General features: G+C 53.5%; 15 protein-coding genes. 10 read left to right on the plus strand and 5 right to left on the minus strand.

Annotation, left to right across the window (positions count from 1 at the left end; all coding sequences use genetic code 11):
• Positions 1 to 184 precede the first annotated feature (184 nt).
• The 3 genes from J4E05_RS05795 (at position 185) to J4E05_RS05805 (ending at position 3,593) form a co-directional block, all read left to right on the plus strand.
• Positions 185 to 952 carry an NAD kinase gene (locus J4E05_RS05795; RefSeq protein WP_349593234.1) on the plus strand — a complete coding sequence of 256 codons (768 nt, stop codon included), beginning with the start codon at positions 185 to 187 and terminating at the stop codon, positions 950 to 952.
• Positions 949 to 2,118, plus strand: a complete 1,170-nt coding sequence (gene argE / locus J4E05_RS05800; RefSeq protein ID WP_349593237.1) for an acetylornithine deacetylase — start codon at positions 949 to 951, stop codon at positions 2,116 to 2,118. Before J4E05_RS05795 ends, argE begins: the two co-directional genes overlap by 4 nt.
• A 140-nt stretch (positions 2,119 to 2,258) precedes the next feature.
• Positions 2,259 to 3,593, plus strand: coding sequence for a KAP family P-loop NTPase fold protein (locus J4E05_RS05805; protein ID WP_349593239.1), 1,335 nt, complete (start codon positions 2,259 to 2,261; stop codon positions 3,591 to 3,593).
• Positions 3,594 to 3,651: 58 nt separating this feature from the next.
• On the opposite strand, the gene J4E05_RS05810 is transcribed toward J4E05_RS05805, so the two are convergent.
• The 4 genes from J4E05_RS05810 to J4E05_RS05825 form a co-directional block, all read right to left on the minus strand.
• Positions 3,652 to 5,328, minus strand: coding sequence for an FMN-binding glutamate synthase family protein (locus J4E05_RS05810; RefSeq protein WP_349593242.1), 1,677 nt, complete (start codon positions 5,326 to 5,328; stop codon positions 3,652 to 3,654).
• A 66-nt stretch (positions 5,329 to 5,394) separates the two neighbouring features.
• Positions 5,395 to 7,125, minus strand: a complete 1,731-nt coding sequence (locus J4E05_RS05815; RefSeq protein ID WP_349593245.1) for a thiamine pyrophosphate-dependent enzyme — start codon at positions 7,123 to 7,125, stop codon at positions 5,395 to 5,397.
• Positions 7,126 to 7,630: 505 nt separating this feature from the next.
• A complete protein-coding gene (locus J4E05_RS05820; protein WP_349593248.1) occupies positions 7,631 to 10,777 on the minus strand; it encodes an efflux RND transporter permease subunit in 3,147 nt (1,048 codons plus the stop codon).
• A 12-nt stretch (positions 10,778 to 10,789) separates the two neighbouring features.
• Positions 10,790 to 11,968, minus strand: a complete 1,179-nt coding sequence (locus J4E05_RS05825; RefSeq protein ID WP_349593251.1) for an efflux RND transporter periplasmic adaptor subunit — start codon at positions 11,966 to 11,968, stop codon at positions 10,790 to 10,792.
• 133 nt (positions 11,969 to 12,101) lie between these two features.
• On the opposite strand from J4E05_RS05825, the gene J4E05_RS05830 reads away from it, so the two are divergent.
• Positions 12,102 to 12,746, plus strand: a complete 645-nt coding sequence (locus J4E05_RS05830) for a TetR/AcrR family transcriptional regulator (protein ID WP_349593254.1) — start codon at positions 12,102 to 12,104, stop codon at positions 12,744 to 12,746.
• Positions 12,747 to 12,999: 253 nt separating this feature from the next.
• Here the strand turns inward: J4E05_RS05830 and J4E05_RS05835 are convergent, their stop codons facing one another.
• The gene (locus tag J4E05_RS05835; RefSeq protein WP_349593256.1) at positions 13,000 to 13,158 is read right to left on the minus strand and encodes a hypothetical protein; all 159 of its coding nucleotides are present in this window, start codon (positions 13,156 to 13,158) and stop codon (positions 13,000 to 13,002) included.
• A gap of 198 nt (positions 13,159 to 13,356) precedes the next feature.
• Here J4E05_RS05835 and J4E05_RS05840 point away from each other — a divergent pair, with 198 nt between their 5' ends.
• The 6 genes from J4E05_RS05840 (at position 13,357) to J4E05_RS05865 (ending at position 20,015) form a co-directional block, all read left to right on the plus strand.
• Complete coding sequence (locus J4E05_RS05840; protein ID WP_349593259.1) at positions 13,357 to 14,547, plus strand: hypothetical protein; 1,191 nt, start codon at positions 13,357 to 13,359, stop codon at positions 14,545 to 14,547.
• 480 nt (positions 14,548 to 15,027) lie between these two features.
• Positions 15,028 to 15,747 (plus strand): FadR/GntR family transcriptional regulator, encoded by a 720-nt coding sequence (locus J4E05_RS05845; protein ID WP_349593262.1) that lies wholly within the window; start codon positions 15,028 to 15,030, stop codon positions 15,745 to 15,747.
• Positions 15,734 to 16,906 carry an aminotransferase class I/II-fold pyridoxal phosphate-dependent enzyme gene (locus J4E05_RS05850; RefSeq protein WP_349593265.1) on the plus strand — a complete coding sequence of 391 codons (1,173 nt, stop codon included), beginning with the start codon at positions 15,734 to 15,736 and terminating at the stop codon, positions 16,904 to 16,906. The genes J4E05_RS05845 and J4E05_RS05850 overlap by 14 nt, the downstream gene beginning before the upstream one ends.
• Before the next feature lie 32 nt (positions 16,907 to 16,938).
• Positions 16,939 to 18,207, plus strand: a complete 1,269-nt coding sequence (locus J4E05_RS05855; protein WP_349593268.1) for an ABC transporter substrate-binding protein — start codon at positions 16,939 to 16,941, stop codon at positions 18,205 to 18,207.
• Positions 18,208 to 18,212: 5 nt separating this feature from the next.
• Positions 18,213 to 19,145: a carbohydrate ABC transporter permease gene (locus J4E05_RS05860; RefSeq protein ID WP_085589500.1), complete on the plus strand. Its 933-nt coding sequence runs from the start codon at positions 18,213 to 18,215 to the stop codon at positions 19,143 to 19,145.
• Between the two features lie 18 nt (positions 19,146 to 19,163).
• Complete coding sequence (locus J4E05_RS05865) at positions 19,164 to 20,015, plus strand: carbohydrate ABC transporter permease (protein ID WP_085589218.1); 852 nt, start codon at positions 19,164 to 19,166, stop codon at positions 20,013 to 20,015.
• Positions 20,016 to 20,023 lie beyond the last annotated feature (8 nt).

Raw genomic sequence — 20,023 nt, forward strand, 5'->3', positions numbered from 1 at the left:
GACGTGAGATATATCACCTTTCTTTCATCCCCGATCGGGCTGTTTTTGTGCCAGCCCCTTGCAATTCCAAATCAATAAGGCTCTATTTGCAGGCTGATTGCGCCGGGTGCCTTTCCGGTCCATATCGTGTGTCGGACCTTATCGTGACGGCCCACGTGGCCATTCCCGCCTCGACGGATAAAAAATGTATATTCATTCAATCGCCTTTGTCGCCGCCGAAACCAAAATTGCTCAGGATGCCATGTATCGGCTCAAGCATCGCTACGGCCATGTTTCGCCCGACAAGGCCGAGGTGATTGTCGCGCTCGGCGGTGATGGTTTCATGCTTGAAACCCTGCATCGCTATATGGGGCGCAAGGTGCCGATTTATGGCATGAACCGGGGCACCGTCGGCTTTTTGATGAATGAATTTCGCGAAATCGATTTGCCCGACCGCATTGCAGAATCCCAAACGGTGGAACTGCACCCGTTACAAATGGAAGCCCACACCAAGGATGGCGGCAGCCTGTGCGCCCTTGCCATTAACGAGGTATCGCTTCTTCGTGAAACCCGGCAAGCCGCAAAATTACGCATTAAAATAGACGGGGTGGAACGCCTGCCCGAACTGGTTTGTGATGGCGCACTTGTGTGTACCCCGGCGGGTAGCACGGCCTATAACCTGTCTGCCCACGGGCCGATTTTGCCCATGGGCAGCGGTTTAATGGCCCTGACCCCGATCAGCCCGTTTCGTCCGCGTCGCTGGCGCGGGGCCTTGCTGCCCGAACGGGCCGAGGTTGTTTTTGAAATTCTTGATGCCGAAAAACGCCCGGTTTCCGCCGTGGCCGATTACACCGAAGTCCGTGATGTTTCCAAGGTCATTGTCCGCGAGGATCGCAGCATGAAAATCCGGCTGCTGTTTGACCCGGAACACAATCTTGAAGAACGTATTCTAAAGGAACAGTTTGTCGAATGAGCGCACACCCGACCGAAAAAACCCTGGATTGGCTTGAAAAACTGATCAGCCACAAAACCACCAGCATGGATTCCAACCTGGACCTGATCAACCAGGCGCAGGACTTCCTGCAAGGGCTTGGTTATCGCTGCCATACGGTGTTTGACGACGATCATGGCAAAGCCAACCTTTATGCCTCTATCGGGCCGGATATTCCCGGCGGGGTGATCCTTTCGGGCCATAGCGATGTGGTGCCGGTCGAAGGCCAGGTCTGGCAAAGCGACCCGTTCACCACCGAAATTCGCGGCGACAAACTTTATGGCCGGGGCTCCTGCGATATGAAGGGCTTCCTCGCCTGCCTGATGGGCAAGGCAGAACTTTTCGCCAGCGCCAATCTGCGCGTACCGATCCACATCGCCTTTACCTATGACGAGGAAGTGGGCTGCATCGGCGCACCGCGCCTGGTTGAAATGATCAACGATCTCAATTGCAAACCGGCCATGTGCATTGTCGGCGAACCGACCAGCATGCAGGTCATTACCCAGCATAAAGGCAAGTTTTCCGGCCGCGCCCATGTTACGGGCCGTTCAGGCCATTCGTCCCTTCCGGGCGAAGGGGTGAACGCGGTTGAGTTTGCCGCCGAACTGATTGTGTTTCTTAAAAAACTCGGCGCAAAATTCCGCGACGAAGGCCCGCACGATAACGATTTTGTCCCCAACCACACCACGGTCCATACCGGGCTGATCCAGGGCGGCACCCAGCTTAATATCATTCCGCAAAATTGCTGGTTCGATTTTGAATATCGCAACCTGCCCCTGCATGATCGCGCGGAAATCCGCAAAACCATTCAGGACTATCTCGACAATACCTTAATCCCGGAAATGCGCCAAACCTACCCCGAGGTCGGCATCGAAATTGAAACCGTTGCCGATGTCGCCGGCCTTGCCACCGGGGATGACGACGACGTGACCCGCCTTGTCATGGAACTGACCGGGGCGAATACCACTGGCAAAGTCAGCTTTGGCACCGAAGCGGGCATTTTCGCCGAACTGGGCGACATCCCCACCGTGGTTTGCGGCCCCGGCAATATCGAACAGGCGCACAAGCCGGACGAGTTTATTGCCCTCGATCAGTTGGTCCGGTGTGAGGTGTTTTTGGATAAGTTGGTGAAGGCTGTTTCAAGCTGAACTTACAAAATTGAAACTTCGTAAAAGCAACTTTTTTTGAGGTTCTTTTTTAGTCAAAATTCTACTTCACAAATGAATTCATCTATCCTTAAAATAGATACCGGAGTAAACACACACTACTAAACGGGACATCAGAAAAGATGAAAATAACTTACCCCGAGTTAGAAATTTCTCCAGACCGCGGCTTCGCCCCTGAAATAGACATATTTACACGTAAAGACTTCGGGGAACGGTTAGCAAATTTGATTGAAAAATCAGATGACAACCCGGTGATCGCTTTAAATGCGGGGTGGGGTGAAGGCAAAAGCACGTTCATAAAAATGTGGCGCGGACACACCACCAACCATCGCGAAAATAAAATCAAGTCAATATATTTTGATGCGTTTGAAAATGATTACCAAAAAGACCCCTTCCTTACTCTAGCGTCTGAAATATACCAACTCATCCCAGAAACTGATAAACAAAAACAAAAGAATTTTCGAGAAAAAGCGTCTAAAGCCTTAAAGTCAATAACAAGAGGAATAGTCAAAGTAGCTGCCAAAGCTGGAACAGCTGGAATAATAGATGGAAGCGACATTGATTCGGCTGAGAATTTTATGTCAGACTTAAGATCAAAAGAAATAGATCACATCGTTGACGAAAAACTCGAAAATGCAAAAAAAGATAAATTAAATCTAAACAAATTTAAGGAATACCTAACGGAATTCTCCGAAGAAGCGGGCGAAGGCGCACCACTCGTCTTTATTATCGACGAATTAGATCGCTGTCGCCCAGACTTTGCGTTGGAGTTGTTAGAGCAAATAAAGCACCTATTTTCCGTAAAAGGAATCACGTTCCTTCTGGTCACAAACAGACTTCAGCTTGAGAATTCAATCAGAGCCAAGTACGGATCAGAAATCAACGCAACAAACTATCTCCACAAATTCATTCATTTATGGATAGAATTACCGAGACCATCAAACGAATATAAAGACCTCGGTTCAATTTTTTTCAAACACGCATTAAATAAAATGTCAGAAGATGGTGAAAAAATACTCAACACGGATACTGTTCAAATTCTTTTATCACTAATAAAGTACTACCAACCATCGTTTAGAGAAATTGAAAGAACACTAACCTATTTCGCCATAATAATGAACATGTCAGAGCAAAAAAGATACGTATCTTTCGTTCAAATCACCGTAGCAATCGTTTGTTATTTCTTCGCAAACCAACCGAACATATTGAAACCAATAGATGGTGAATTAAGTTATGATCAAATTATAAAGGCATCCCGATTAGACAAAGCCGACCCACGTACAGATCCCTCTTACCTAGAGAACGTTAAAAATACTATAAAATACGACCTAGCAGATGCAGATACCCAAAAAGAAATGTCTAAGAAAAATAGTTTCTTCATCGACAACTTCGGCAGGCCTCACATCAGCATGATTAAGGAAATAAAAACCTGGCTATCAGAAATCAATATCGATTAAAAATCGTAAATTTCCAAGTCATGGTTCTGATATATTCAAATGAATTAGCTACATCGTCTTAAATCTCCATAGCCTCTGCCTTGTGCCGATCCCCCACATTCTTGGCAACGTCAAAACTATCCACTGACGCGGCCTGCCACCAAAGATCATACGGTGTGTCTTCCGGAGCATCGACCAATTGGTTTTCGGCGACGAACGGGTAAATCTGGTCCGCCGTACGGGCTTCTGTGGGGCTGATGCGGTGAAACAGGTGATGGGGTTCGAGGTCGTGGATGCTGTCCAGCCCGGCAGAGCTTGAAATTTGCAGGGCCGCGTGGACGGTTTTGCGGTGGAAGCGTTCGACCTGTTCGGCCTTGTCTTCTACCACCAGCCCCCGCTGGCGGCGCGGGTCCTGGGTTGCGATGCCCGTGGGGCAGTTGCCTTTATGGCAGCTCATGGATTGAATGCAGCCAATCGAGAACATGAAGGCCCGGGCGGCATTCACCCAGTCAGCGCCGAGTGCAATGGCATGGGCCACACCACTGCCGGAATGAACCTTGCCACTAGCCCCCAAACGCACATGTTTTTTAAGGCCGGTTCCCACCAGCGCATTACGCATAATCACCAGCCCGTCATAGAGCGGCAGGCCAACATGGTTTGACAGCTCTATCGGGGCGGCACCGGTGCCGCCTTCGGCCCCGTCAACCACGATGAAATCAAGATAGATGCCGGTTTCCAGCATGGCCTTGGCAATAGCAAACGGTTCGTGCGGATGACCAACACACAGCTTGATGCCAACCGGCTTGCCGCCCGATAGATCGCGCAGGCGGGCGGCGAAATGCAGCATTTCGCGCGGGGTGGAAAAGGCTTTGTGGGACGCGGGCGAAATGCAATCCTCGCCCTCTGGCACTTTGCGGGTTTGGGCGATTTCGGGGGTAACTTTGGCACCGGGCAGCACCCCGCCATGGCCGGGTTTGGCCCCCTGGCTAAGTTTTATTTCGATCATTTTAACCTGATCGGTACAGGCAGCTTTGACAAACAGGTCTTCATCAAAATTGCCATCCTGCGTGCGGCAGCCAAAATAGCCCGAGCCCAATTCCCAGATCAGATCACCGCCGCCCTTGCGGTGATAGGGGCTGATCGAACCTTCGCCGGTATCATGGGCGAAGTTGCCCATTTTGGCCCCGGTATTCAGCGCCTCGATCGCGCGGGCCGACAGGGAGCCAAAGCTCATGGCCGAAATATTGAGGATCGACGCACTATAGGGCTGCGTGCATTGCGGGCCGCCAATGGTAATGCGCGGGTCAATATCGGGGACTTCTTTGGCAGCAATCGAATGGCTGATCCATTTATATTCGTGGGCGTAAACATCAAGCTCGGTGCCAAAGGGGTGGTTATCTTCCTGCCCACGCGCGCGTTCATAAACCAGACGGCGCTGGTCCTGGTTAAACGGGCGGCCTTCAAGGTCACCCTCGACGATATAGGACCGCAAATAGGGCCGTAAATCCTGAAACAGATAGCGCGCCCAGCCCAGAACCGGGTAATTGCGCAGCACCGCGTAATCGCGCTGGGTAACGTCATGCACGGCAATCACAAGCACCGGCAGGAACACAACCAGCCCCCATAACCAGTCATCCTCCCAGACGGCACCAAGCAGGCAAACCACAGTCCCCACAATGGCAATAAGGGGTAAAATGGCGCGGATCGGGCCGTTGCCGCCGTTAAACGCGGCAAGGATGCTTTCTTTCTGTTTCATGCGGGGTGTTCCATTGTTAAGGCCCATAACGTTAAAAACCGGCAGGGGGCATAGGCCCCCTTGCTGTTACAGATCACGCAGATATTTGAAATTGGTCGAAATCTGGTCGATCACTTCGGTACCACGCCCCGAAAGAATCATTTTTGCTTCGCTAAGCGCATAGCTGCCAAGCTGATCAACAGAAGTATGGGGCGGCATTGCCACGGCATAGCGGTCGGTTTTTACATCCAGCAATACGGGGCCGTCATGTGCCATTGCGCTCCGAATGGCATCATCGACTTTTTCCGGGTCATTCACCGTTACACCCTTGATATTGCAGGCTCTGGCGATTTGGGCGAAATCGGGGTTGGTCATTTCGGTCTGGTAATTGGGCAAACCGGCCAACTGCATTTCAATTTCAACCATGCCAAGGCTGGAATTGTTATAGACCACCATTTTAACCGGCAACTGATACTGCCCGATGGTGGCAAGGTCCCCCATCAGCATCGACAGCCCGCCATCGCCACACAGGGCAATGCTTTGCCGCCCCTCGCCTGCCAGCGCGGCCCCCATGGCCTGGGGCATGGCATTGGCCATCGACCCGTGCGAGAACGACCCCATAAAGGCCCGTTTACCGGTACTTTCAAGATAACGTGCCGCCCATACCGTGGTCATGCCGGTATCAGCGGTGAAAATGGCGTCGTCATCGGCATATTTGCTGATCATGGCGGTTAAATATTCCGGGCTGATTTCGCCGGTTTTGCCGCCGTCTTTGGCGTGGCGTGCCAAACCTTCCTGATCGGATGTGTAAACGTCGCGCCGGTCTTTCAAAAAGCTGTCATCGTCGCGGTTTTTAAGGCGCGGCAACAAGGCATCCAGTGTGGCGCGCACATCGCCAATCAGGCCCATTTCAACATGGGTGCGCCGCCCCAGCCGTTCGCCATGCGTTAATATCTGGGCAATGCGGGCATCGGTTTTTAAAAAGTCCTTCCACGGAAAATCCGTTCCCAGCAACAACACCACATCGGCTTTGGCAATGGCATCGGCACAGGCCTTGCCGCCAATAAACCCGGTCATGCCAATGCCGTTGGGGTTGTCGTGCTCCAGCGCCATTTTACCTTTTAACGTCCAGCCCAGCGGCGCATTAAGGCGACGGGCCAGTTCACGCACCTGCGCACGGGCATGGTCGCACCCCATTCCGCCATAAATAAGCGGGCGTTTGGCATTGGCGAGCAAATCGGCCAGTTCATCAAGCGTCGCATCGTCGGGCCGAACGATGGTTTCGGGCCGATAAACCGGTGATGCGATGGAGGTTTCGGGCAAATCAAGCGGCAGGATATCGCCGCTATAACCAAAAACGCCCACACCTTTGCGGGTGATGGCGTTTTGCAGCGCCTGTTGCAACATGCGCGGTGCCTGTTCGGGGATTTGCGCCAGTTCATTATACCAGCTACAGCCATCAAACATGCCAAGGTCGGTTTCCTGGAACGATTCCATGCCATAATCGGCACGGTCGATGGTAGATGGCAGCGCAATCACCGGCGCGCCCCAGCGGTGCGCATCATATAATCCGTTAATCAAATGCACATGGCCGGGGCCGGAACTGCCCGCACAACAGCCAATTCCCCCCAGCACCCCTTCGGCCATGGCGGCATAGGCACCGGCTTCTTCGTGGCGCACATGAACCCAGTCAATGCGTCCGTCGCGGCGGATGGCATCATTTAGCAAATTCAGGCTGTCGCCGGTAACCGCATACAGGCGTTTTACACCAGCATCGGCCAGCATATCGACAATGGTTTCGGCAATAGTTCGGGACATAAAGGTTCCTTTCGCAGACACGACGAACAGGCCAGGAATGCGTTTCGGGCGTAGAAAGAACACAAGGCAGGATCATAAGGGGGCTGCCAGCGCGCCAGAACGGCATCGGGCATTTATCAGAAAATGGTCGATTTTCCGATTCTCGCAAGGGACACGGCAAATTGGAAAAACAAACCATTGATAGCTAAACGCAGCACGTTGCAGCTGGTTCCGCCTATCCCAATGCGATAATACGGATCTATACAGTCGATTTAGCTATATCCGACCTTGACGATCCCCACGCATTTGGCCAAAACAAAAGAGCCGGTGCGTTTGCACCGGCTCTTCGTCACGCGCAACCGACGGCGGGGTCGGGGGACTTGCAGATTATTCTGCAGACCGTCGAAGGCGCGGGAACAAAGCCGGTCCGGCAACGGGCCGGCTTTTTCATGTGCGGGACCAACATAAATGTCAGCCCCGCTGATTAATGTCCCGGTGATCGAAACCAACCACCGGGACCTGGTTTCTATAGTTCCGGGCTATCGTCGATAACCGGCTTTTCCTTGTGCTGAACCTGGCGGCGCGAGAACGTGCCGACAATCACCATAAAGAACAGCGGCACGAAGAAAATTGCCAGAACCGTTGCGGCTATCATCCCGCCCATCACGCCAGTACCCACGGCAATACGGGCTGCTGCCCCGGCACCGCTACTGATCGCAAGGGGCAAAACACCCAGCGTAAATGCCATCGACGTCATAATGATCGGGCGCAAACGTTGCCGCGCCGCTTCCACCGTTGCATCAAGCAAATCCATCCCGTCTTCGTAAAGATCGCGGGCGAATTCAACAATCAGAATGGCGTTCTTTGCCGACAAGCCAATTGTGGTCAACAGGGCCACCTGGAAATACACGTCATCGGGCAAACCGCGCAGCAAAGCTGCCGCAACGGCACCCAAAACGCCCAGCGGCACCACCAGCATCACGGAAACCGGGATCGACCAGCTTTCGTAAAGGGCGGCAAGGCACAGGAACACAACAATAACCGACAAGGCATACAGGGCCGGCGCCTGGTCACCAGCCGCGCGTTCTTCATAGGACAGCCCCGTCCATTCCAGACCAATACCGGCTGGCAGCTTGGAAACCATATCTGCCATGGCATTCATCGCATCGCCAGAACTGACCCCCGGTGCCGCCTGCCCCTGAATATTAAGGGATGACAAACCGCTAAAGCGTTCCAGACGCGGCGAACCATAGCCCCACGACGTGGTCGCAAATGCCGAAATCGGCACCATTTCGCCCTTGTCGTTACGGACATACCAGTTGTCCATATCCTTTGGCATCATGCGATATTTTGCATCAGCCTGAATATAAACCTTTTTAACCCGGCCTTTTTCCATGAAGTCGTTAACGTAGCTCGACCCCCAGGCAGTGGACAGGGTATCGTTGATATCGCCGATGGAAAGACCAAGTGCCTTGGCCTTTTCCTGGTCAATATTCACCTCGAATTGCGGCATGTCATCCAGACCGTTCGGACGAACGCCCTGAACTGCCGGGTTTTGGGCCGCCATGCCGAGCAACTGGTTACGCGCAGCAACCAGCGCATCGTGGCCAACGGCCCCGCGATCCACCAGCTGCATGTCAAAGCCGTTTGCCGTACCCAGTTCGACAATCGCCGGCGGGGTAAAGGCAAACACCATGCCTTCCTTGATCTGGGCAAAGAAGCCATAGGCCCGGCCAATGATCGCCTTGACCGCCTGTTGCGGCTCGGTACGTTGCGACCAGTCTTTCAGGCTGACGAAGGCGATACCGGCATTTTGCCCGCTACCGGCAAAACTGAAGCCTGCAACGGTAAAGATGCCATTCACATTTTCTTTTTCGTCATTCAGAAAATGGTCTTCGACCTTTTTCAGAACACCAATTGTACGTTCCTGCGTGGCACCTGCAGGCAATTGCACCATCGAGAACATGATGCCCTGGTCTTCATCGGGCAAAAACGATGATGGCAATTGGGTAAACAGATAGCCAAGACCACCGACCAGACCAACATAAACCACCAGATAGCGCCATTTGCGATTAACAACATGACCAACACTGCTCTGGTAGAACGTATTGGTTTTGTCAAAACCGCGGTTAAACAGGCCAAACAGGCCCTTACGGCTATAAGGGTCGTGATGCGAGTTTTTAAGCAAGGTGGCGCAAAGGGCCGGTGTCAGAACAATAGCAACAACCACCGACAGCACCATTGCCGACACAATCGTGATCGAGAACTGACGGTAAATTGCCCCGGTCGAACCGGAGAAGAAAGCCATCGGAATAAACACGGCCGACAGCACAAGGGCGATACCGATCAGGGCACCGGTGATCTGTTCCATTGATTTGCGAGTTGCATCACGCGGGGACAGACCGTCTTCAAACATCACACGTTCGACGTTTTCCACAACCACGATGGCGTCATCAACCAGAAGGCCGATGGCGAGAACCATGCCAAACATGGTCAAAGTGTTAATGGAATAGCCAAACGCCGCCAGCACGCCAAACGTCCCCAGCAACACCACCGGAACGGCGATGGTCGGGATAAGGGTGGCGCGCCAGTTTTGCAAAAACAGGAACATCACAAGGAAAACCAGTACGACGGCTTCAACCAGCGTATGGACAACTTCCTCGATCGAAATTTTAACAAACGGTGTCGTATCGTAAGGATAAACAACCTTCACACCGGCAGGCATGTAATCCTGCAACTCGACAACGCGGCTTTTTACCGCTTCTGCCGTATCAAGGGCGTTGGCACCGGTGGCAAGGTTGATACCAATACCAACAGAATCCTTGCCATTGTAACGGGCAACAACGTTATAGCTTTCCGCGCCGATTTCAACGCGGGCAACATCGCCAAGACGAACCTGCGAACCATCGGTGTTCACGCGCAGCAAAATGTTGGAAAATTCTTCCGGCGTCTGCAGGCGGCTTTGGGCCGTAATGGTTGCGTTGATCTGTTGGCCTTCGACGGCAGGTGCCCCGCCAATCTGACCGGCCGAAACTTCGGTATTCTGATCTTCAATTGCTTTGCGAACGTCAGAAACCGTTAACCCATAGCTGATCAGGCTATTTGGGTTCAGCCACACCCGCATGGCGTGCTGCGCACCAAACACCTGTACATCGCCAACGCCGTTTACACGCGAAATCGGGTCTTTGATGGTGTTGGAAACGAAATCGGCCAGGTCATAGGCACCAATATTACCATCGGAGGACACAAACCCCACCACCATCAGGAACGACCCGCTGGATTTGGTAACATTAATGCCCTGTTGCTGCACCTGGCTTGGCAAAACAGACATTGCCGCCTGCAATTTGTTTTGCACCTGAACCTGGGCAATGTCCGGGTCAGCTTCGGAGTTAAAAGTCAGGGTAATCTGCGCACGACCGGTTGAATCACTGGTCGAGGACATATAACGCAGATTATCAAGGCCGTTCATCTGCTGTTCGATCACCTGGGTGACCGTATTTTCAACAGTTTGTGCCGATGCCCCAGGATAAGTTGCCGATATCTTCACCGAAGGCGGCGCAATGGACGGGTACTGTTCGATCGGCAATTGCAGAATCGACAGCCCCCCCGCCAACATGATTACAAGGGCAATCACCCAGGCAAATACCGGGCGATCAATGAAAAACTTTGCCATCAGATACTATCCTTACCGGGATGCCGGCTGTGCATCGTCGCCCTTTGCCGCAACCGGTGTTACCGGTGCGCCGGGGCCAACGCGCTGCAAGCCATCGACAATGATGTGGTCTCCGGGGTTCAGTCCCTTTGTCACAACCCAGTCATCGCCCTTGGACTGCTCAATCGTCAGTGCCCTGGCTTCGACGGTATTGTCGGACTTGATGGTGAAGACATAGGCCGATCCGTCCGGGCGACGCATGACTGCACGCTGCGGCACCAGATAGGCATCTTCGAGTTCACCCTGGCCAACAAAGGCCCGAACAAACATACCGGGCAGCAAAATCTGTTCCGGGTTATCGAAAACAGCCCGCAACCGCACGGTGCCAGTGGTTTCATTCACTGTCACATCCGAAAACTGCAATTTGCCGACATGGGCATATTTGTCACCGGTTGAATCCAGAACAAGGCGAACATCAACGCCATCGTCGCCCGCCGTGCTTTTGATCCGGCCCGATGCAATCCCCTGATTGATCCGCATCAGACGACCACCCGCCTGGGTGACATCGACATAAATCGGGTCAAGCTGGGTAATCGTTGCCAGCGCCATCTCCTGGTTTGCTGTTACCAGCGCCCCTTCGGTGACCGTCGATGCACCGATCTTGCCGGGGATCGGGGCTGTTACGGTGGTGTATTCCAGGTTAATGCGCGCCTGATCAATCTGGGCACGGGCCGATGCAACACTGGCCTTGCCTTGTGCTTCTGCGGCAACCGCATCATCACGGGCCTGTTCACTGACCGCCTGGGTCTTGATCAGCTTGTCATACCGGGCGCGGGTTTTGGTTGCCTGGTCCAGCGTTGCCTGCGCACGCGCCAATTCAGCCTTTGCCGCATCCAGATTGGCCAGATAAACACTTTGGTCAATCTGATAAAGTTGCTGCCCCGCCTTCACGGTCGCACCTTCTGTGAAATTACGTTCCTTGATGATACCGTCCACCTGCGGGCGTACATCTGCCTTGCGTGATGCCACGGTACGGCCCGGCAATTCCGCAACCAGGTCAACTGTCTGAGGTTGCACCTCGACAAAATTTACCTGGGTTGCAGGAGCCTGCTGGGCTGCAGCATCGCCACCGCCCTTTTGTTCGTCGCATGCAGCAACAGAAATCACCATTGCCGCCAGACAGGCAGCTTTTAGACAAGAACGAACCGACAAAATTTTCTTCCTTCCAGTCCCGAAATGCAAAGCCGTTGAATCAGCATTGCCATTGCTTTAAATAAACTGTACCGTACAGTACATATTGTGCAGTGCCGAAGCAAGCCCCAAAAAGATAAGGCCGGTTAAAATCATGAGCGACACTTTAAAACCCGTTTCAAAACAGAATTCCCGTGGTGAAGCCCGTCGCCGGGCCATGCTGGATGCCACATGGGAAATCCTGTCGACCAAAGGTTTTGCTGCTGTCACGTTAAACGATGTTATCTCCCGCTCCGGTGGCTCCCGTACCACCCTGTACGAAGCGTTTGGTGGCAAAGATGGTCTTATTGCATCGGTGGTGACCGAAAAGTGTCAGGAATTTTCCGAAATCCTGCAAACTTCGCTTGTTTACGACGCCCCGCCGCGCGATGCGCTGCTGAATTTCACAATCATCATGACAAACAAATGCCTGGACGAAGAATCCATCCGGCTGATGAGCTTCCTTCAGCTAGAGATGGACCAGTTTCCCGGCATTCGCGAAGCCTTCATGGAAAACGGTACCAGACCGGTTACCGAAGTCATTATTTCCTTTTTCCGCCATCTTCACAACACAGGGACCTTGCACATTCCCGACCCTGAATTTACCGCCAAAATGTTCCTGTCCATGATTCAGGGACAATGGCGCGATACTGTCATTGAACGGGTTCCACCATACATCCCCTCACAAGACGAAATCGTCAAAGCCGCCAACCAGCTGGTTGACTTGCTGTTCAACGGCATTTCACCCCATCCGAAATAAAACAGGCAAAGGCATCCCTGCGCAATTCGTCGTCAAAAAAAGTCTAGCACACCCGCATATATTGCAACGCAAAATTAAATTACAATTATCTGTCATCCCCGGCCCCCTGCCCGCTTTTCAAACTCATGCTCATCCCGTAAAGCCCCGATATGCAACCTGATACGCAAGGGGAACCTGCGCATTGAAATGCCGCGCGCCTGTATTTCTTTCCCAAAACCCGCCGACACACCATTTAATAACAGCTTGCCATCTTTTATGCCCGCGCGCGCGGGCCAAAAAATAACGCGTCGCCGCCAAAACGGGCCTTCGTCACCAGGCTTTCGCGCAAGGTGCCACACATGCGTCGTCCGCGCGTCCTGTCGGGCAAAATCGGTCGTGTATGCCCGTCCTGTTGCACATCAAAACGCGACATTCCGATTTATGGGCTATGCCCGCATGCCTTTATGTCGCCAAACGCCATCATTCTGTTTAAAAAACCGGCGCGCCAGAAATAATAACACACGAGTTTTCACAACATCGTGACACGCCCCAAAAGCAGGACTGCCCCATCTTTACCAAAATCCTGCAATATCTTCGCATTCGTTCCTTCACGACCAGCGAGACGATATAAATGAACAAGGCCGTTTTTCGATTTCGACCCGGCAGCAAAACACCCCGGTTAACGGCCTTTTTGTGCCTGACTGCCGCATTGCTTGCCATGCCCGGTATCGCCTCGGCCATGGATGTTGCCAAGGCCCGCCAGATTTTGCAAAAAATCATGGCGCAACATGATGTTACGGCAACTGAAACATCTGCCACCAGCGACAACGGCATTGCCCGTTTTCGTTACGATAATGTTCATGTGCCCCTGGGCGGATACGAAGGTGACCGCGACCTTGTAATAAACAATGTCGCGATCAACGTTAATGACGACAAAAACATCCCCCGTTATGTCAACATCGATTTCAATCTGCCTGAACAGGCCCGCATCAGCGCACAGGAAACCATTAATCAGCGGAACCTGACCATGCATAATGCGCGTGGCACAGTGACCTGGAACACACAAACGCAAAGCCCGGAAGGTTTTACCGGCCTTGCCAATTTCCTTGGCGCCGACGAACCGGTTTCGCGCCAGCACTGGCTGCTCAGCGATCTGAAAATTTCGTGGCTGCCGCGCAAGGTGGACCTTGCCTGGCGCGACGCAGAATGGACTGGCCCCAACCGCGAAAAAATGGGGGCGATGAAATCAGCCGAACTATCGCTATATCCCGATAATGACGGCACCACCCGCCTTGACTATACCCATGACGGCATGTGGGTGCCCGGCCTGTTTCAGCCGCGCACGGTGCGCCTGTCGGGCCACGCCACCGGCATTCAGTGGGCAAAGGCCCGCCCGATATTGCAACAGGGCTTAACCGACCTTCTGTCAGGAATGCGCCCGGCACTGGTGCGCAACAACATTGCCAATGCCCTGTGGCACGAAGCCTTGAAAACCGGCAAACCGATTGATGTTGAAAACCTGTATGTCGAAAGCCGCAACCTTGAAGCTGCCGGAACAGGCCAGTTCATACCACAGGAAAAGGCCGCCTATGGCTTTAAGGGGTTACTGGACCTTGACCTGATCGGACGCGACCAGCTGGAATATCTGTTGGGAACCCCGAAAAGCCCCACCATCCTTGGCGCACTTTTCCCGCCCGCCGTCGACGGCCTGGCAGCAGGCAAACCCGGCAAACAGGGCACAAGCAAATATAAGCTGCAATTGCTGACCGATGGCCGCATCACGGTAAACGGCGTTACCGTAATGTCGAGGCCGGCCAGCTAGCATTTCAGCTGCTTTTACCAGATTACCCTGCAACCTTTCTCAAAGCCTGCTCCCATTCGCAACAGCCGGGGGCAGGCTTTTATAATGCGCAAAACCCACAAGAAAACCACGCCCCGTGGCGGGGGCATCGCCCATCGTCGCACCAAACGCTTGCCATGCGGGAATGCGAATCCATCTTGATCCCGGCGCATGCGCCCCCTATCTGCCTGTCCGCACGCAGCAAGGCCATCACCCCGGGTGCGAAACGCGTTTTAGCGGCTGTTGCCGTGATATTTCTCAACAAATCCACGGCACCCCCATACCCCCCTGTCACATGCCATCTTGTAATTTTCTTTCGCAAATCATGAAAAAACAGTCGTGAACTTTCATTAATCTTGACACGCTCTTTCCCATTGCTCAAATTGGTCTGACGTCTGATGTCCGACGGCATACCAGATATGCCCGACAAGGATGCATAACCGACAAATCAGGGATCAAAGTGTGGCAGACATAACGGCAACCGGCTTTACGCCCATTGCATCATCGGGACGCCGCGATGCAATTTTGGAAGCGCTGACCGGCTTTATCGTTCAAACCAACTTGAAACCCGGCGACCGTCTGCCGCCGGAACGCGAATTAATGGCGGGCCTTCATGTTGGCCGATCCAGCATCCGCGAGGCCATTGGCCATATGCAGGCCCTGGGCATTGTTGAAATTCGCCGTGGGTCCGGCACCTATCTGAAACGATCGGTCACGGAACAAACCGTTTACATGCCGCTTTCCATTGCCACCCAGCGCGACGGCCTGCTGCAAACGCTCGAAGTTCGCCGTGGGCTGGAATGCGAGGCCAGCGTTTTGGCCGCCAAACGTGCATCCCCCGAAGATATCGAGGAAATGCGCACAGCCTTAGACGCAATGGAGGCCGAACATTTACGCGAAGGCACGGCCGGTCAGGCCGACCTTGTGTTTCACCTGTCAATCTATAAGGCCGCAGGAAACCCGCTATTTGAACAATTGCTGGGTCAAATGCGCGAAGCTTTTGAATCGTTCTTTTCCATCCCGTTTAATCGCCCCGATTTTGCCCGGGATTCGTTTGAATTTCACCGCATGCTGTTTGACGCCATCGAACGGCGCGACCCCGAAAGCGCCCGGCAGCATACCCTCGCCATCCTGGAAGTCGTTGAAAACGACATCGTGAGAATGTCCAATGAACACCAATAAGCCCCCCGTCGTTACGTCTTCCCCGTCAACTGTCGTTGCCTATGATCAAACCCATTTTGGCAATGCGGTTGTGCCGCCGATTTTTCAAAACTCGCTGTTTGTTTTTGAATCCTTCACCGACATGGCCGATACCTATGCCGGTAAAAAAGTCCGCCCCGTTTACAGTCGCGGCCTGAACCCGACGGTCCGCGCCTTTGAAGAAAAAATCGCCAAACTGGAAAAAACCGAAGACGCCCTTGGTTTTGGCAGTGGCATGGCCGCCATTTCGGCATCGGTTCTCTCGGTGGTAAAACCCGGCGACCGTATTGTCGCGGTCGAGCATCTCTACCCTGATGCCTATCGTTTCTTTGAAATGATGCTCAAGGACCTTAACGTTACGGTCGATTATGTTGATGGCCGCGATCCCGATGCCGTGGACAAGGCCCTGCCCGGCGCAAAGCTGCTTTACCTTGAAAGCCCGACATCCTGGACATTCCATGTTCACGATATCGCCAAACTATGCGAAATCGCCCGCAAACACAGTGCGATTTCCATGATTGATAACAGCTGGGCTTCGCCGGTATTTCAGCAACCGGCAACGCTGGGCTGCGATGTTGTTATTCATTCGGCATCAAAATATCTTGGCGGACATAGTGATGTGGTCGCCGGGGTTGTGGCATCGAACAACGAATTTATCGGTCGTTTGCGCGGGCAGATTTTGCCTTATCTGGGCAGTAAACTTTCGGCTTTTGATGCCTGGCTTTTGTTGCGCGGGTTGCGCACGCTTCCTGCCCGCATGCGAGAACATCAGCGCTCGGGCCTTGCCATTGCCCAAAAACTTGCCGACCACCCCGAGGTCGTTGCCGTTCATCACCCGACACTGGGCCGCAATCTGCCCGACGGTTTAACCGGCGCATCGGGACTGTTTTCGTTTGAATTTTCACCCCGTGTCAACATCCCGAATTTTTGCGATGCCCTGGGCATTTTCAAAATCGGGGTCAGTTGGGGCGGGCATGAAAGCCTGGTTGTGCCTGCACTGGTTTCGCGGGCACAGGTCGGCGGGCCAAATTCGGCACTGCGCTTTGGCGTGCCTGAAAACCTGGTTCGCCTGCATATCGGCCTTGAGGATGCAGAAGACCTTTGGTCGGATCTGTCTGCTGCCATCGATGCCGCCCTTTAAATAACAAAACGTCCATTAACAGGGGACTTCACATGAACTGGAAGACAACAATTCTGGCAGGTGCAGCTTCGCTTGCGCTGGCCAGCAATGCCTACGCCGATACCACCTTGAAGCTGGTCGAAGTCATCACCAGCCCGGACCGCACCGAAACCCTTAAAACGCTGGTCAAGGAATATGAAGATGCCAATCCCGGCGTGAATGTGGAGATCACTTCACTGCCCTGGGGACAGGCATTTGAAAAATTCGCCACCATGGTTTCGGCCGGTCAAACGCCCGATGTCGTCGAAATGCCCGATACCTGGCTAACGCTTTATGCCAATAACGGCGCACTTGAAAGCCTGGAACCTTACCTTAAGGGCTGGGATGCCACCGAAAACCTGAATTCGCGCGCGCTTGAATTTGCCCGCGCGGCTGGCAACGAAGCCTATATGCTGCCTTACGGCTTCTATCTGCGTGCCATGTTCTATAACAAAAAGCTGTTCAAGGAAGCTGGTGTTACCGAAGTTCCCAAAACACTGGAAGATTTCCGCGAAGCCGCCAAAAAGGTTTCAGCCTTGCCGGGCAAATCAGGCTATTGCCTGCGCGGTGGCCCCGGTGGCCTGAACGGCTGGGTGATGTTTGGTGCGGCAGCGGCCGGCTCGAACGAATTTTTCACCAAGGACGGCGAAAGCACCTTTGATTCCGACGGCTGGGTTAAGGGTCTTAAATACCTGACCGACCTTTACAAAGACGGTCTGGCACCGAAAGACAGCCTGAACTGGGGCTTTAACGAAATTGTCGCCGGGTTCTATTCGGGTACCTGCGCCATGCTTGACCAGGACCCCGACGCCCTGATCGCCATTTCCAGCCGCATGAAAGCCGAGGATTTCGGCATTACCACCATGCCCAAAGGCCCGTCTGGCAAGGCATTCCCGACCATTGGCTATGCCGGTTGGTCGATGTTCAAATCCAGCGAACATAAAGACGAAGCCTGGAAACTGATTTCGCATCTGGAAAGCAAGGATTCCAACCTGACCTGGAACAAGCGCATTGGCGCGTTGCCGATTTACAAAGGGGCTGAATCCGATCCGTTCTTTGCATCCGACCAGTTCAAAGGCTGGTTTGCCGAACTTTCGGACCCCGATGTCCATCCGACCGTGATGCCCACCCATCTTGAAGAATTTGCGTTCTTTAAAGATTCCCTGGTGATCCGCACCAGCCAGGAAGCCCTTCTGGGCCGCATCACCCCCGAAGAACTGGGCAAACAGTGGGCCGATTACCTGACCCCGGCCCAGCAGAAATGGATGGCGACAAACCCGTGACCAACATGACTGATGTCGGAAAACGTCCCGCCGCAAGGCGGGGCGTATTTTCCCGCAGGCTTTCCGGCATACTTGAACCCTATTATTATGTTTCGCCCGCCGTGGTGCTGATCATCGCGGTTATGCTGATGCCCCTTATTCTGGGCTTAAGCTATGCCTTTCGCGATATTCGTATTCTGAACCCGTTCAGCGGCGGTTTTGTCGGTCTGGCCCATTTTCAGGCCCTTATGCATGACAGTGCGTTTCTCGGCGCGCTGATCAATACCGCCTGGTGGACCTTTGGCTCGCTGGCGTTTCAGTTTACACTGGGGCTGGTTCTGGCATTGCTGCTTAATCGCCAGTTTGCAGGCCGCAGGCTGGTTCAGGCGCTGGTGTTTTTGCCCTGGGCCGTGCCAACCTTTCTGTCCGGGCTTAACTGGGCATGGATGTTTAACCCCGTTGTGGGTCCGCTGCCCCATTGGCTTACCAGCCTTGGCATTATGGATACGCCTTTTAACATTTTGTCGGATCCCGATCTGGCAATGTGGGGGCCGATCATTGCCAATATCTGGTTTGGTATTCCGTTTTTTGCCATCACCCTGCTGGCGGCCCTGCAATCCATTCCCGGTGAATTATACGAAGCCGCATCCATTGACGGTGCCACAACGCGCCAGCAATTTGTCAGCATCACCATCCCGTTTTTGGCACCGACCATTGCCATCACATTGATGTTGCGCACCATCTGGATCGCCAATTTCGCCGATTTAATTGTGGTGATGACCAAAGGTGGCCCGGCTGACTCAACCCAGATCGTCGCCAGCTACATCTTCACCCAGGCTTTCCGCCGCCTTGATTTTGGTTACGCCTCGGCCATTGCGGCTGTGTTGCTTGTTTTGTTGCTGGCCTATGCGCTGGGCGTTATTGCGCTGCGTCGCGCCATGACCCACGCCGACAGTTAACCCCAAAGGAATTCGGACATGTCAACGCCCGGAAAATTTCCGCTTCGCAAAACGATCTATTGGGGCGCGCATTATCTTATGATCGCGGCTTTCGTTGCCTTTGCGCTGTTTCCGCTTTACTGGCTGCTTAAGGTTTCGGTGACCCCCAACGACATTCTCTATACCGAAGGTGTGCGGATGTGGCCGTCACGCACAACGTGGGACAATTACACCTTTGTCCTGACGCAAAGCCATTTCCCCCATTACTTCATGAATTCAGTGATTGTTTCGGGCTGCACCGCCCTGTTTACCTGCATCATTGCCGCCATCACGGGCTATGCGTTTTCTCGGTTTCGCTTTAACGGCAAAATCATCATCGTTGCCCTGATGCTGATCACGCAGATGTTTCCGCTGGTGATGCTGATTGCGCCAATTTTCCGCATTCTGGCCCCGCTGGGCCTAACCGACAGCCTGACCGGGCTGATCATTGTTTACACCGCCTTTAACGTGCCCTTCGCCACCTTCCTGATGCAATCCTTCTTTGATGGCATCCCCAAGGATCTGGAAGAAGCCGCCATGATTGACGGTAACACCCGGTTTGAGGCCTTCCGCCGCATCATCCTGCCCCTCACCCTGCCTGGTATTGCCGCCACCCTTGGCTTTGTCTTTACCGCGGCATGGTCGGAACTGTTATTCGCCCTGATGCTGGTCAGCAGTGAATCGGCCTCTACCTTCCCGGTTGGCTTGCTGAGTTTTGTTTCAAAATTCGGTGTCGATTTCGGACAAATGATGGCTGCCGGTGTGCTGGCCCTGATCCCTGCCTGTGCCTTCTTCCTGCTGATCCAGCGTTATCTGGTTCAGGGGCTGACGGCTGGTGCCGTTAAAGGATAAACGAGGAC

The organism is Thalassospira sp. NFXS8, from assembly GCF_040148805.1.
Taxonomy (GTDB): Bacteria; Pseudomonadota; Alphaproteobacteria; order Rhodospirillales; family Thalassospiraceae; genus Thalassospira.

Bases quoted from the DNA above. Each gene is read 5' to 3' on its own strand.
- J4E05_RS05795 (WP_349593234.1), top strand. From the start codon at position 185: ATGTATATTCATTCAATCGCCTTTGTCGCCGCCGAAACCAAAATTGCT.
- argE (WP_349593237.1), top strand. From the start codon at position 949: ATGAGCGCACACCCGACCGAAAAAACCCTGGATTGGCTTGAAAAACTG.
- J4E05_RS05805 (WP_349593239.1), top strand. From the start codon at position 2,259: ATGAAAATAACTTACCCCGAGTTAGAAATTTCTCCAGACCGCGGCTTC.
- J4E05_RS05810 (WP_349593242.1), bottom strand. From the start codon at position 5,328: ATGAAACAGAAAGAAAGCATCCTTGCCGCGTTTAACGGCGGCAACGGC.
- J4E05_RS05815 (WP_349593245.1), bottom strand. From the start codon at position 7,125: ATGTCCCGAACTATTGCCGAAACCATTGTCGATATGCTGGCCGATGCT.
- J4E05_RS05820 (WP_349593248.1), bottom strand. From the start codon at position 10,777: ATGGCAAAGTTTTTCATTGATCGCCCGGTATTTGCCTGGGTGATTGCC.
- J4E05_RS05830 (WP_349593254.1), top strand. From the start codon at position 12,102: ATGAGCGACACTTTAAAACCCGTTTCAAAACAGAATTCCCGTGGTGAA.
- J4E05_RS05835 (WP_349593256.1), bottom strand. From the start codon at position 13,158: ATGTCGCGTTTTGATGTGCAACAGGACGGGCATACACGACCGATTTTG.
- J4E05_RS05840 (WP_349593259.1), top strand. From the start codon at position 13,357: ATGAACAAGGCCGTTTTTCGATTTCGACCCGGCAGCAAAACACCCCGG.
- J4E05_RS05850 (WP_349593265.1), top strand. From the start codon at position 15,734: ATGAACACCAATAAGCCCCCCGTCGTTACGTCTTCCCCGTCAACTGTC.
- J4E05_RS05855 (WP_349593268.1), top strand. From the start codon at position 16,939: ATGAACTGGAAGACAACAATTCTGGCAGGTGCAGCTTCGCTTGCGCTG.
- J4E05_RS05860 (WP_085589500.1), top strand. From the start codon at position 18,213: ATGACTGATGTCGGAAAACGTCCCGCCGCAAGGCGGGGCGTATTTTCC.
- J4E05_RS05865 (WP_085589218.1), top strand. From the start codon at position 19,164: ATGTCAACGCCCGGAAAATTTCCGCTTCGCAAAACGATCTATTGGGGC.